We start from the raw sequence: 13,813 nt of genomic DNA, 5'->3' as shown, positions 1-13,813 counted from the left end.
TAATGATATATTTGGTTATTAAAAACTTAATAATATGACAAAGAAATTAGAAAAATTGAAAAAACTTTCAAAAAATGATTTGAAAAAAGTATCTGGTGGTACAGGGAAATGTACAGGTGGATTTCCTATATTTGAATATCATACTTATGATGCTAATGGTAATCCTGTAAGTACAGGAGGAGACGACGGTGGATGGATTATTGTTGGCTATACACCTAGAGTTTGCTAATACATTTTTTGAGTGAATATAAAAAAGTCCGGCTTGTCCGGACTTTTTTTATTTTTTTATGGTTTTTGGCACGGTTTTTTGTAACTTTATTGTAACAAAATAATAAACAACAAAATGAAAAAGTTACTACTTGCAGGGATGTTGGGAACATCACTTTTTGCAGTGTCTTGTTCCTCTGTGAATAAAGCAGCTACATCTCAAAATCAAAGAGCTGAATTTCTTAAATTAAAAGGAGATTGGCAGATCGTGAGCGTAGATTACGATAAAGGATATAAGATTAAACCTTTTGACGAAGGTGCAGATGCACAGTGTTTCGTAGGAAGCCACTGGAGATTGATCCCTAACAACTGGACAGGTGCTTATACGCTGAACGGTGGCGGAAGCTGCCCGGCGATTACCCAGCCGATCAAGTTTGAAATCAAGAACGGTGATACATTTATGTTTAAGAAAATCTATGAAGGTACTAAAGCAAAACAAAATACTGCAGGTTACACTTTAACAGTAGTTAACCAAACTACAGATCAGTTTTCACTTCAACAAGACGTTCCATTCGAAGGAGGTAATGTAAAAGTTGTTTACAACTTCGAGAGAACTGGAATGAAATAATTAAATAACATAAAAGATAGAAAAAATGAAATTTACTAAAACATACGTAGGAGCCCTTTTCTTGTCATCAGCATTATTATTGACAAGTTGTGAAGCGGTTCAGAATTCAAATCACCAACAAAGAGGTACTGCTGTAGGTGCTGCATCAGGAGCCGTACTAGGAGGTATCTTAGGTAACAATGTAGGTAAAGGTGGAAATGGAGCTATCGGTGCTGTACTTGGAGGTATTATCGGTGGTGTTGCTGGTAACGTTATCGGTAACAAAATGGATAAGCAGGCTAAAGATATTAAAGAAACTTTACCAGGAGCTCAGGTAGAAAGAGTAGGAGATGGTATTAAAGTTACAATGAACGAAAGTATTGTAAACTTTGCTTTTGACTCTTCAAACCTTACTTCTGTAGCTCAGACTAACCTTGATAAACTAGCTAAAGTATTAGTTGATAACCCAGATACTAATATCAATATCTATGGTCACACAGACAGCGTAGGTAAAGATGCATACAATATGGCGCTTTCTCAGAGAAGAGCTGATGCTGTAAAAGCTTATTTAGTAGGAAAAGGACTTGCAGGAAGCAGAATGTTCACTAAAGGTGAAGGTAAAAATATGCCGGTTGCAAGCAACGATACAGACGAAGGAAGAGCTAAAAACAGAAGAGTAGAGTTTGCAATTACTGCCAATGAAAAAATGATTAACGATGCTAAGCAAGGGCAATAGTTAATTTAACATATAAATATTTTCGTAAGAGACCGCTTCGGCGGTTTTTTTTGTATTTTTATGCTGGCAATTTTGAATTTATTATTTTTGTATTTGAAATAACATAAATGAAGAAATATTTAAAGCTGCTCCGTGTGGAGCAATGGGTGAAAAACCTTTTTGTATTTGTCCCTCTGTTTTTCTCCGGAAATATTACCAATCTGGAGCTGCTTACCAAAAGTGTATTTGCTTTTATCATCTTTTCACTGGCTGCAAGTATTGTTTATATTCTGAATGATTATAACGACATTGAAGCGGATAAAAAGCATCCCGAAAAAAGAAGACGACCACTGGCAAGTGGTGCTATTTCAAAATCAAAAGCCATAGGAATTCTTATCGGACTTGTAATTGCCGATATAGCTCTCGTGGGTATTGCTCAGCTTTACTTCCATCAGTTGCTATGGAAATTTGCAACCATCATCGCATTTTATGTAGTGATGAACCTTGCTTATACTTTCAGACTGAAACATGTTCCGATCATTGATATTTTTATCATTGCCATTGGATTTGTTTTGCGTGTGCTGGCAGGGGGATATATCACTGGGATCGGAATTTCACAATGGGCTATTTTGCTGACATTTGTATTAGCTTTGGTACTGGCAATAGGGAAAAGAAGAGGAGAGCTTATTAATGCTCAGGTTTCCGGAAAGACAAGAAAGGCGTTGGACGGTTATAATGTTCAGTTTGCAGATATTGCACTTTCTATTTCCATAACATTAGCTATCGTATGTTATCTGATGTTTACCTTATCTCCTGAAGTACAGGCAAGGTTCCATCAAAGGGTTTTCTATACCGTAGTTTTTGTTGTTTTTGCTCTTTTAAGATATTTACAGCAAACCTTAGTTTACAACAGAACGGAATCTCCCACAAAAATTGTTTACAGAGATCGTTATATACAGGTTACTCTATTACTTTGGGTTGCCGCATTTTTAATTCAAATTTACTTTAAAAAATGAAGCCAAATTTCACACAGAAGGTTACAAACTGGGGTAATTTCCCGGTAGTGGAAAAAGAAATGAGATCTGAAGACAGCTTCAAAAAAATAAAGGAGTTCGTACTTAATCATAATGAGGTTATCGCAAGAGGAAACGGAAGATGCTATGGAGATGCCTCGTTGGGAGAAACTATATTTTCCACCAAAAAATTAAATAAATTCATCAGCTTTGATCGTTTGAACGGAATTATTGAATGTGAATCTGGAGTATTGCTTTCGGATGTTCTTGAAATATCTGTTCCGCAAGGATATTTTCTCTATGTAACTCCGGGAACAAAATTTGTTTCAGTAGGAGGAGCCATTGCATCTGATGTGCACGGTAAAAACCACCATGCAGAAGGATGTTTTTCAGAATATGTGATTGAGTTTAAATTAATGACTGAAAACGGAGACATCATTACCTGTTCAAGAGAAGAAAATTCAGAAAAGTTCTGGGCTACCATTGGTGGGATGGGACTTACAGGAATTATTCTTACTGCAAAATTTAAGCTTAAAAATATAGAATCTGCATACATTCGTCAGGAAAGCATAAAAGCAGATAATCTGGATGAAATCTTTGCACTTTTTGATGAAAGTGAAAGCTGGACGTATACTGTAGCATGGATTGATTGCCTTCAAAAAGGGAAAAATATCGGAAGAAGTATTCTCATGAGAGGAGAACACGCTTTTCAGCATGAACTGCCTCAAAATCTTGCCAAAACTCCTTTAAGATTAAAGAAAAAACTACAGCCAACAGTTCCGTTTTATTTTCCGGGATTTGTATTGAATGCTCTGACAGTAAAGATTTTCAATTGGCTGTATTATAAAAAACAATCCAAAAAGGAAGTGAAAAACTTTATCGATTATGAGACGTTTTTCTATCCTTTGGATGCCATTAATGAGTGGAATAAAATCTATGGAAAATCAGGTTTTATACAATATCAGATGGTGATTCCTAAAGAAGCAGGAAAAGAAGGAATGAAGAGAATCCTTGAAACGATTGCAAAAAGTGGAAACGGTTCTTTCTTAGCGGTTTTAAAACTTTTCGGGAAAAATAATCCGGAGGCTTACAACTCTTTCCCTGTAGAAGGGTATACATTGGCTCTTGATTTTAAAGTAAATTCAAAACTGAAAAAGCTGGTGGATGAGCTTGACAGCATTGTACAGGAATTCGGTGGAAGAATTTATCTGACGAAAGACAGCATGAGCCGATCTTCACTCACCAATTACCTGAAAAATATTCGTAGTCCTAAATTTGTGTCTTTACAGCACAAAAGAATTTTAAATAACAACTCATAATGATAGTTCTGGGAAGTACATCTGAAGTAGCACAGGCATTTGTGGAAAAAGCACTTCAGGAAGGAGAAAAATTTGAAAAAATCTATCTTTTTACCTCAAATAGAGAAACAACAGAAAGGTTTGCAAGACATATTGATGTAAAGTTTTTACAACAGTCTGAAGTCATTGAGCTAGACCTTATGAAAGAAATTGATTATAACAAATTTGATTATATCAATTCAAATGTATTATTTTGTGCCGTAGGATATTTAGGTGAAGGAACGGAAGAAGGACTTTATGATAATAAGAATACAGAACGTATCATTACGATCAATTATTCTAAGCTGGTTCCGGTAATGAATTATTTTGCCCATAAATTTGAAAGCAGAAGATCCGGAACGATCATCGGACTTTCATCGGTAGCCGGAGACAGAGGAAGACAGAGTAATTTTATTTACGGGAGTGCTAAAGCAGCTTTTACAGCATATTTAAGTGGGCTTAGAAATTACCTGTTCAGTAAAAAAGTACATGTTCTGACGGTAAAACCTGGATTTATGGCTACCAAAATGACAGAAGGCTTACCTTTAAATCCTAAATTAACAGCTACTCCAAAACAGGCGGCAGCTTGTATCTATAAAGCGTTTAAAAAGCAGAATAATGTGGCGTATGTTTTGCCGATCTGGAGTATTATTATGATGATTATCAGGAATATTCCTGAATTTATATTTAAGAAATTAAAGCTTTAAAAAATGAAAAAATTGTATTGTTTTGATTTTGACGGAACCCTGACGTATAAGGATACAATGTTTATGTATCTTAAATTCTACGATTCTACGAAATATCGGGTACAATTTTTAAAGCATGTACCACTTTTTATTCTTCTGAAACTTAAACTGGCAGAAGCTGAAAAAGTGAAGAAAAGCTTTATCGGATCTATTTTAAAAGGGCAGACACAAGAGAAAATCGAAACCAAATCCAAGCAATTCTTTGAACTTCATTATCCAAGAATTGTAAGAGAAAATGCGCTGGACTTTATTCAAAATATCGATAGGAATAATACACAGAGCTTATTGGTAACTGCTTCATTGGATATCTGGGTAAAACCATTTGCCAAGGAACTGAATATGCAGCTAGTTTCTACGCGTGCAGAGTTTAAAAACGGAGTTTTTACAGGAAATTTTATTGGAAAAAACTGTAACGGAAAAGAGAAATTGGTACGAATAAAGGAAGAAATCAACGATTCTAAATACGATAAAATTATTGCTTTTGGTGATACTTCTGGAGATAAGCCAATGTTGAGATGGGCAAATGAAGGACATTATCAATTTTTTCACTAATTTTGGGTGATAAAATTGTAGAAAATGAAAAGCCTGTTAATTGCGTGTGCAGCGATCTTAATGAGCTGTGCAAGTACATCATCTCAAAAATCACCGGATATGCAGAAGACGGTAGAACTTCTTGTCTCTCAAAATCAGGGAGGTGCTAATGAAAATGGTTTTAGAATCATTAAAGATGAAAAAGAATATCTTGCCGTTGCGAATAGTGGTTTTCAGCTTGTAGAAGAAGGAAAAAATCCGGCAGATAATTACCCGAAATTTCCAAAAGACAAGAAAGTCATTTTGTACAATCTGGGAAGCTTCAGATCAGGAAGTCATGCAATCAATGAAATTAAGAATGTATCTGTAAAGGATAATGTTCTTTTTGTAGAAGTTCCGAATAAGGAATCAATTTCCGGCGGAATGGAAATACAGGTACTTTCAAGTCCTTGGTTTATCTTTGCTGTTCCGGCAAGCTACCAGTTTACCTCCGTACAATTAAAATATTCAAAATAATAATGGATAAAATATATTTAGATAATGCCGCAACCACTCCGCTTGCAGATGAAGTAATAGATGCAATGGTTGGTACGATGAAGATGAACTTCGGAAACCCGTCTTCAACTCACAGCTTTGGACAGGAAGCCAAAATCCTTATTGAAAATGTAAGAAGACAGGTTGCAGACTATCTTCATGTAACTCCTGCTGAAATTATTTTCACTTCCTGTGGTACAGAATCAAACAATATGATCATTAAATCCTCCGTGGAACATCTTGGGGTGGAAAGGATCATCAGCTCTCCTTTGGAACATAAATGTGTTTCCGAGAGTATTTTGGATATGAAAAGCAGAAAAGGAGTAGAAGTAAACTACATCCGCCCGAATGAAAAAGGAGATATTGACCTTAATAAATTAGAAGAATTATTAAAATCTTCAGATAAAAAGACCTTAGTAAGTTTAATGCATGCTAATAACGAGATCGGAAATATTATCGATCTTAAAAAAGTGGCACAACTTTGTAAGGAATACAACGCCCTGTTTCATTCAGACACCGTGCAGACAATGGCTCATATGAACCTTGATTTATCGGATATTCCGGTGGATTTCGCTTCATGCAGTGCTCATAAGTTTCATGGACCGAAAGGCTCTGGTTTTGCCTTCATCAGAAAAGCAACCGGTTTAAAAGGGATTATTACCGGAGGACCTCAGGAAAGAAGCCTTAGAGCCGGAACAGAAAATGTTAGTGGTATCGTAGGACTTGGAAAAGCATTAGAAATTTCTTTGAATCATATGGATGAATATACTCAGCATATGCAGGAAATTAAAGATTATGCGATTGAAAGATTATCTGCTGAAATAGAAGGGATAAAATTCAATGGAAGAAGTGCGGAAAAGGAAAATAGTCTTTATACGGTATTAAGTGCTTTATTGCCTTATAAAAATCCGTTAATCGGGCTTCAGCTGGATATGAAAGGAATTGCGATTTCTCAGGGAAGTGCATGCTCTTCCGGCGCATCAAAGCCATCTATGGTGATGATGATGGTACTTTCTGAAGATGAAATGGATCATTGTACGCCGTTAAGAATCTCTTTCAGCCATATGACGACTAAAACAGAGATTGATGCATTGGTAGATGCGCTAAAGGAGATCTCTAAAGATTTTGCTATAGAAAAAACTAATGTTGAGCATAGATAGTCTTATGATGTAAAAATCGTAATTTTGAACACTCAATAGTTAAAAAGAGAAAATAATATTAATTAAAATAAAAGAAACAAAAATGGCTTTAGAAATTACAGACAGCTCATTCCAGGATACGGTTTTAAAATCAGACAAACCGGTATTAGTTGACTTCTGGGCAGTATGGTGTGGACCTTGCAGAACGTTAGGACCAATCATCGAAGAAGTAGCATCAGATTTTGAAGGAAAAGCAGTAGTAGGGAAGGTGGATGTAGACAACAACCAGGAGATTTCAATGCAGTATGGTATTAGAAATATTCCTACAGTTCTTATTTTCAAGAACGGAGAAGTAGTAGATAAATTAGTAGGTGTAGCTCCGAAAGAGGTAATCGCTGAAAAATTAAGCGCACACTTATAAAAAAATAAGTTTGATAATGAATGCCTTCCACGATTGGGAGGCATTTTTTTTAAAAATAATTTGCAGGTAATAAAAAAAGGTGTAATTTTGCAACCACGAAAAAGAAACGACGTTCTTTCACAAAAAATGATCCGGTAGTTCAGCTGGTTAGAATGCCGCCCTGTCACGGCGGAGGTCGCGGGTTCGAGTCCCGTCCGGATCGCATAAAGTTTTTCAATTACTTTTAAAAAAATTGATCCGGTAGTTCAGCTGGTTAGAATGCCGCCCTGTCACGGCGGAGGTCGCGGGTTCGAGTCCCGTCCGGATCGCAGAAGTTTTCTCAATTTCTTTTAAAAAAAAATTGATCCGGTAGTTCAGCTGGTTAGAATGCCGCCCTGTCACGGCGGAGGTCGCGGGTTCGAGTCCCGTCCGGATCGCAGAAGTTTTCTCAATTTCTTTTAAAAAAATTGATCCGGTAGTTCAGCTGGTTAGAATGCCGCCCTGTCACGGCGGAGGTCGCGGGTTCGAGTCCCGTCCGGATCGCAGAAGTTTTCTCAATTTCTTTAAAAAAAATTGATCCGGTAGTTCAGCTGGTTAGAATGCCGCCCTGTCACGGCGGAGGTCGCGGGTTCGAGTCCCGTCCGGATCGCAAAATAAAAGTCTTTAATTCTTTAGAATTAAAGACTTTTTTATATCTGTTGATTTTAATTAGAAGTGAATTTAAACGGATCAGGGATTAAGCAAAAGTAATTTACTGTAAACAATGTAATACATCTTAATCATATATTGTAAAAGCCCGGCTCTGAAAAAGAGCCGGGCTTTTTATTTTACTTACATGAAGTGTTGATGGGATTATTAAGATAATCTTTCTCCTGAGGAGGCTGTACGAAATAGGGTGTTCCATATGTATTGCCAAGTCGGAAAAAATCGGTGGAAATTACCTGTGCACCACTGCTGAATGCTGCTTTGGAACGGGTGTAATCATTGGTTTTTGCTTCATAGGTTTCTATATCTGATCTTGTTCTTACCATATATCCCTGTTTTACAAGATCCTGTATTTCCTTTTGTCTTACAATGGCATTATCTCTTAATATAAATCCTGCAAAAGAATCATCGGGTTCACTGTTCAGAAACATTACTCTTTCTTTTAATGAACCATTTATAAGATAAGGATTGTTTTTAGAAGATAGCGTTCCTGCGCTTCCCGGTAACAGCATGAAGATGAATTTTCCTTTGCTGTCATTCAGTTTTGGCCAGTTGTTGTGGGTTACCGCTTCTTTTAATGTACTGTATTTTCCCTGAACATCTTTTGGTGTAATGATCTTATCTTTCCCAATATATTTTACAATCTCAGCATCCAGATTATCATAGGCTTTCTTATCGAATGGTAAAACTTTCGTACTGTTTTCGAGAATCGGAAATCCGGAATCTTTAGCTTCGATCATCATAAAAACAGGAGTGTGCCCAGGATGCTGATCAGACCATGTTTTAAGAGCAGTAAGCGCATCTTTCAAGGTAGGATAGTGGGTTCTGAAATCAATATCAGCCATATGCAATACTTTAAATCCGGGCTGATCCAAGCCTTTAGTGTTGAAAGGGGCTAAATCTGTTATTCCTTTCGACTTTAAAACTTCATATGAGGCTGGTTTGCTGAATCTATTGCCTTCAGGATCATTATACACATCTATTTCTAGCCCACGGAGATTGGCATTAAGCTGTTCTGTAAAATCAGGATGATTGTAGTTTAATCCTTCTTTGATATCCATACCGTAAGGATGATATTCTTTGAACTTGGCTTTTTGTTCCTCAGACATCATGGTGTCATATTTCTTCATCATTCCGTTGATGATTGGGGAAACCATATCCAGAACTCTAGGATCTGCCGGCTGTGCATAAGAATTGTGAGTACCTAGGATCTGAAGTTGGTTGATCCTTGGATTTCCGCATTTGTCCTGCGCCTGTAGTAGTGCTGTCATACAAAATGCAGCACCATATATATACTTTTTCATGATAAATAAAAATGTTTGATTAAAAATTGTATGTGAATCCCATCTGTCCGCGCATTCCTGAGTAGGAGATGTTTTCTACCCTGTCTTTCGCTCCCATATAATAGCGGTTGGGTTCATTAAGGATATTATTAAGTTCAATAAAAAGTCGGATTTTCTTTGAAATACTGTAAGAAGTAGAAAGATCCACCGTAAAGTTTTTGTCAAAATGCTGATAATGATCTGCCCCTGCAGCAGCCCTGATCTCACTTACATAATTCCCTTTATAATTTCCGGCAATACGAACCATCAGCTTGCTGGTTTCATAGAATAATATCGTATTGAAAATATGTTTTGCCTGATTAGGAATAGTAGTGGACATCGTTCCTGTCTGCTGACCGTTTTCATAAACCGGCATATCCATTTTAGAAGAGATGTAGGTATAATTTCCTTCAAATCCTAAGTTTTTGAGAAAGCCTGGTAAATTTTCAAATCTTTTGGAGATCCCAAATTCAAATCCGAACAATCGGGCACCCTCCAGATTTTTAGGTGCTGTAAAAGTATAGGTTCTTCCCCCCAGATCTACTACCGACTGATCTTTGTAAATCAAATTGGAAATATCTTTATAGAATACTCCGGCAGTGATCAGGTCCAGCTTTCCGAAGTAGTTTTCAAACATAATATCAAAATTATTAGAAAATGTAGGATCAAGCTTTGTATTTCCCTGCGTAATGGTGTTGGAGATGTCATTGACAATGGTTCCCGGGTTCAGGTCATTAAAGTCAGGTCTTGCAAAAGAGCGGGTGTAGGCAAATCTAAGGATACGGTCATTACTGATATTCCATTTCATATTAACCATAGGAAGAAATACATTATATGTTTTGTTGTCTTTGATATCTTCCGTTTTACTGTCTTTGTCGGAAACTACTTTTTTACCCCAGAAAGTAATATCGTTGTATTCATTTCTGAAACCTCCCAATACCTGAAGCTGATCTGTAACCTTCCACGTGCCCATCAGATAAGCTGCCCATACGTTTTCGGTACCGTGATAAGAACTTGTGATATTGGAGCTGCTGTCTTTACCGCTTACCTGCATCAGCCCTAAACTATTTTGAGTGTCCGGATTGTACATCCGGTCAATCTGCCCATTGGTAATCTGATCAATGATCACAGAATTGTAAGGATTTCCAAGAGGATTCATGAAACCTCCTTTGTATGGGAAACCTTCACGTTCAAGCTGACTCAGGTAGGTAACCGGAGCTCCGGGGATTCCAAGAGATGATTTTGGCATCCAGACCAGTAAAGAACTGTTGACGATTTTATTTTTGTTATTATATTTTGTTCCGAATTTAAGATCAAAATTATCGGATACCTTGTATTTTAAATCAATCTGTCCTCTGAGGTCCGTTTCACTATTGTGGTTTTGGCTAAGTATAATTTGATTTAATTTCAGTTTATCAGCTGCAATAGCCTGCTGGTTATAAGGCAGAGTATAGTTTCCGTTATCTCCAATGCCGTCAGGAGAATCCATTGCCATATATTTTCTTCCGTCACCTGATAGGTTTCCATAAGTCATTGGCTGTATAAAGTTTATCATTGGATATCCCCTTTCAGATTTGTCAAGATTATCCGGAGAGTCAAATTTAAATTCTGAACGTGCTTTAGATAAAGACCAGTTTACTTCCAGGCGTTGTCCCACCTGATGATTACCGCCCAGCTGCATAGAATACAGATCTGTAAGATAATCTGCATGACGTGCCTGAAGGGTTACATTTTTAGTATCAAAATTAAAATAGGTTTCCCGTACAGACTGTCCATCTTTGTATTGGCTGTACAGACCTTTGAAATATAATTTATTTCTGCTGTTTATCTCATAGTCCAGCCCAAGGTTAAAGCCCAGTGTTCTTCTGTTGGCAAGATAATCACGAAGCTGAAGCTGATTGATAGAGTAGGACGCTGTTTTATCTTTTAAACCATAATTGAAAATATTTCTCATCTGATCTATAGCAGTAGAGCGTTCCCAGATGACAGCTGAAGAAATAAATTTCAGTTTGTCGGTAATCTTATTCCCATAAACTATAGAAGTATTGTAAGTGGGAGATTTTGACATATTAACGTAGCCGGAAGCCATACTTACAGCCAGGGTTTCCTTATTCGGAGAGGTCTTGGTAATGAAATCTACATTTCCACCGATAGCATCTCCATCCAGATCCGGAGTCAGGGCTTTTGATAAACGTACATTCTGAATGAGCTCTGAAGGGAAAATATCCATTTGTACTCCACGGTTGGCGTTATCACCGCTTGCGCTTGGCATTCTGTTGCCATTTAAAGTAGAAGCCGTCCATTGGATAGGAGTTCCTCTTACAGCTACAAAACGTCCTTCGCCCATATCCCGTTCAATAGATACCCCCTGCATACGCTGTACTGCATCAGCGGCATTGCGGTCCGGAAGTTTACCAATAGCATCAGCAGAGAGAACCTCTGTGATCGTATTGGAGTTTTTCTTCATGGTAATTGCTCTAGCCTGGGATGCTTTGTAGACACTGGTAACAACAACTTCCTGGATATTGTTTTCCTTAAGCTTTGCTCCAAATTTAATCAATCCAAGGTCTATTTCTTTTTTGTCCGCAATTGCAAAAGGAATGTAAACCGTATCATAGCCTTTATATTCTACTACAAGTTTGTAATTACCATCATAAACATTGTTCAGAACAAAAGATCCATCCGTATTGGAAGTTACCTTTTGCCCGCTATTTTCAATATAAACCAGGGCATTGGGCAGATTTCCCTGATTGTCTACCACAGTTCCGTGAACTGAAGTCTGTGCAAAGGTCATGGAACCCAGAAGAAAAAATGCTGCTTTTGTTAAAAAAAGACTTTCTCGTGACATCTTAGTGAAATTTTTTGCAAAGATGCCGGCTCATTAAAAATTAGGAGTTCATTTAAATTTTATGCAACCACTTCTATGGAGTTCGAGGTGAACTGTATTGTAAATCAATAAGTTATTAATGTTAAATAATTGTTACTTAATGAATGAGCTGAGAAGGCAGGCAATCGAATTCTTTTTTGAAATATTTATAAAAAGTAGATTTAGACTTGAATCCACATTGAAAAGCAAGATCAATGACACTGGCAGAAGGGTCCTCCGATAAAATCTGTTTAAAATGCTGAATCCGGCTTCTGTTTGTGTATTCATGAAAGTTGGAATTAAGATGCTTATTAAAAGTAATACTCAAATCTGCCTTACTGATTTTCAGATAGCCGGAAAGCTGGTCTAAGGTGAACTCTTCATCCAGATAAATATCGGTGTTCTGATAAAATGAAGTAATAGCTGTTTCTACAGACTTAAAATCTATTTTGGAAAGATCTTTATACTGATACGTTTCCTTTGAACCGGAAGATAGAGGAGTATTATACTGCTTTTCCTGTAGTCTGTACTGGTACGTTAAAATATAAACGTACAGAATCCACCCAAACTGGAAAAGAAACAAAAGACTGTAGATCTTCTGATAAATCAACGTATCCCATCCAAGATGATAGACAGTCCAAAAAACCAAAACACCCGTCAGTACATAACAAACTAAATGGCGGAAATTTCCGGCTACAGGATGTGTTATTCTTTTGCGGTATTTTGTCAGTAAATAAATGCAGGTGATAAGGGATGCTACCCAATAATAACTGTAATACTGGAAATAGGATTTATAAGATCTAATCGCAACATCTGCCCAGGATAAATCAAATATTTTTGCAGATAGTGCTGCAACATGATGAATAACAACCAATGTGAGTGGAATAATCAGGTATTTGAGCTTATCTCTCCACCTGGCATGAATCAAATAAGTTGTAATGTACAGGAAAATCAATCCTTTGAAAACACGAAGACTTCCCGGAATTTCATACATGATAGACTCATAGCCAAATCTTTGAATAATAAAATATTCATACCCCATGTCCAATGCAACCACTCCTATATACAATAGCAGCATATTCAGTACAGATTCTCTGTTTTTGATGAGGTAAAGTAATAAAGTAAGCGTTATAAGTGCCTGTAGTACAACTACCATAATGATATATAACATGATAACTGATATTTTGTCAAAATTATAGATAAAATACGCACAGCATCTTTAACAAATTATTAAATATCAATGGGCTGAGAAGAAAGACTGAATGGTTGTATATTCAATAGTAATTGTTACTTTAGTATTTAAAATAAAGAAATTGAATGTCTAAAGCGAAATTTATTTTATTATCAATTCTGAAAACATGGTTGATTGCTACTGTTGTTTCACTTCTTATTATGTTTGTATATATGTATATAACCAGAGATACAACAGTCAGAGAACGTCCCAGGAGTTGTGATATGAGTGGTTTGGCGTATGGGCTTGCTGTCTTTTGGATTCTTTCTCTAAGTATTTTATCATTCAGTAGTTTGTTTTCGGTTTTAAAATTCTTTCAAAGTAGAATAAAAACGACTATATGCTGGTTTTTATTTCCTGTTGTTTCTTTGATAGGTTATTGGTTTCAATTTTTTGGAATAGAAATTAATACAGATGTTATTTTACTTTTTATGATGATAAACCTGCCTTGGTTTGCGCT

13 protein-coding genes and 5 tRNA genes are annotated in these 13,813 nt (G+C 36.6%); 15 read left to right on the top strand and 3 right to left on the bottom strand.

What is annotated here, in order from left to right:
- The first annotated feature begins 34 nt into the window (after window positions 1-34).
- The 15 genes from AC5YGG_RS05035 to AC5YGG_RS04965 all read left to right on the top strand — a co-directional run bounded on the left by AC5YGG_RS05035 (window position 35) and on the right by AC5YGG_RS04965 (window position 7,878).
- The gene (locus AC5YGG_RS05035; RefSeq protein ID WP_496143366.1) at window positions 35-229 is read left to right on the top strand and encodes a hypothetical protein; all 195 of its coding nucleotides are present in this window, start codon (window positions 35-37) and stop codon (window positions 227-229) included.
- Window positions 230-343: 114 nt separating this feature from the next.
- Complete coding sequence (locus AC5YGG_RS05030; RefSeq protein ID WP_496143365.1) at window positions 344-835, top strand: hypothetical protein; 492 nt, start codon at window positions 344-346, stop codon at window positions 833-835.
- Window positions 836-860: 25 nt separating this feature from the next.
- On the top strand, window positions 861-1,550 hold the full coding sequence (locus tag AC5YGG_RS05025) for a YiaD family glycine zipper/OmpA-like lipoprotein (protein ID WP_496143363.1): 690 nt from the start codon (window positions 861-863) through the stop codon (window positions 1,548-1,550).
- Between the two features lie 107 nt (window positions 1,551-1,657).
- Complete coding sequence (locus AC5YGG_RS05020; protein ID WP_065393561.1) at window positions 1,658-2,545, top strand: decaprenyl-phosphate phosphoribosyltransferase; 888 nt, start codon at window positions 1,658-1,660, stop codon at window positions 2,543-2,545.
- On the top strand, window positions 2,542-3,861 hold the full coding sequence (locus AC5YGG_RS05015) for an FAD-binding oxidoreductase (RefSeq protein WP_496143361.1): 1,320 nt from the start codon (window positions 2,542-2,544) through the stop codon (window positions 3,859-3,861). The genes AC5YGG_RS05020 and AC5YGG_RS05015 overlap by 4 nt, the downstream gene beginning before the upstream one ends.
- Entirely contained in the window at window positions 3,861-4,586 is a 726-nt protein-coding gene (locus AC5YGG_RS05010) for an SDR family NAD(P)-dependent oxidoreductase (RefSeq protein ID WP_496143360.1), read from the top strand. The genes AC5YGG_RS05015 and AC5YGG_RS05010 overlap by 1 nt, the downstream gene beginning before the upstream one ends.
- 3 nt (window positions 4,587-4,589) lie before the next feature.
- Window positions 4,590-5,177: an HAD family hydrolase gene (locus AC5YGG_RS05005; RefSeq protein ID WP_496143359.1), complete on the top strand. Its 588-nt coding sequence runs from the start codon at window positions 4,590-4,592 to the stop codon at window positions 5,175-5,177.
- Between the two features lie 24 nt (window positions 5,178-5,201).
- Window positions 5,202-5,672, top strand: coding sequence for a hypothetical protein (locus AC5YGG_RS05000; RefSeq protein ID WP_496143358.1), 471 nt, complete (start codon window positions 5,202-5,204; stop codon window positions 5,670-5,672).
- A gap of 2 nt (window positions 5,673-5,674) precedes the next feature.
- Window positions 5,675-6,850: a cysteine desulfurase family protein gene (locus AC5YGG_RS04995; RefSeq protein WP_496143357.1), complete on the top strand. Its 1,176-nt coding sequence runs from the start codon at window positions 5,675-5,677 to the stop codon at window positions 6,848-6,850.
- Window positions 6,851-6,932: 82 nt separating this feature from the next.
- Complete coding sequence (gene trxA / locus AC5YGG_RS04990) at window positions 6,933-7,250, top strand: thioredoxin (RefSeq protein WP_027374941.1); 318 nt, start codon at window positions 6,933-6,935, stop codon at window positions 7,248-7,250.
- 128 nt (window positions 7,251-7,378) lie between these two features.
- Window positions 7,379-7,452 (top strand) — tRNA-Asp (locus AC5YGG_RS04985).
- Between the two features lie 32 nt (window positions 7,453-7,484).
- Window positions 7,485-7,558: transfer RNA gene (locus AC5YGG_RS04980), tRNA-Asp, on the top strand.
- 34 nt (window positions 7,559-7,592) lie between these two features.
- Window positions 7,593-7,666 (top strand) — tRNA-Asp (locus AC5YGG_RS04975).
- A gap of 32 nt (window positions 7,667-7,698) precedes the next feature.
- Window positions 7,699-7,772: transfer RNA gene (locus AC5YGG_RS04970), tRNA-Asp, on the top strand.
- Window positions 7,773-7,804: 32 nt separating this feature from the next.
- A tRNA-Asp gene (locus AC5YGG_RS04965) sits at window positions 7,805-7,878 on the top strand.
- 178 nt (window positions 7,879-8,056) lie between these two features.
- On the opposite strand, the gene AC5YGG_RS04960 is transcribed toward AC5YGG_RS04965, so the two are convergent.
- The 3 genes from AC5YGG_RS04960 to AC5YGG_RS04950 all read right to left on the bottom strand — a co-directional run bounded on the left by AC5YGG_RS04960 (window position 8,057) and on the right by AC5YGG_RS04950 (window position 13,293).
- Window positions 8,057-9,238: a phosphatidylinositol-specific phospholipase C domain-containing protein gene (locus AC5YGG_RS04960; protein WP_496143356.1), complete on the bottom strand. Its 1,182-nt coding sequence runs from the start codon at window positions 9,236-9,238 to the stop codon at window positions 8,057-8,059.
- Window positions 9,239-9,257: 19 nt separating this feature from the next.
- Window positions 9,258-12,104, bottom strand: a complete 2,847-nt coding sequence (locus AC5YGG_RS04955) for a TonB-dependent receptor (RefSeq protein WP_496143355.1) — start codon at window positions 12,102-12,104, stop codon at window positions 9,258-9,260.
- 136 nt (window positions 12,105-12,240) lie between these two features.
- Window positions 12,241-13,293: an AraC family transcriptional regulator gene (locus AC5YGG_RS04950; RefSeq protein ID WP_496143354.1), complete on the bottom strand. Its 1,053-nt coding sequence runs from the start codon at window positions 13,291-13,293 to the stop codon at window positions 12,241-12,243.
- Between the last annotated feature and the right edge of the window lie 520 nt (window positions 13,294-13,813).

It is taken from the genome of Chryseobacterium sp. CS2K3 (assembly GCF_059515185.1).
The sequence above is the reverse complement of the archived record's forward strand: the minus strand, read 5'-3'. Positions and strand labels throughout refer to the sequence as shown.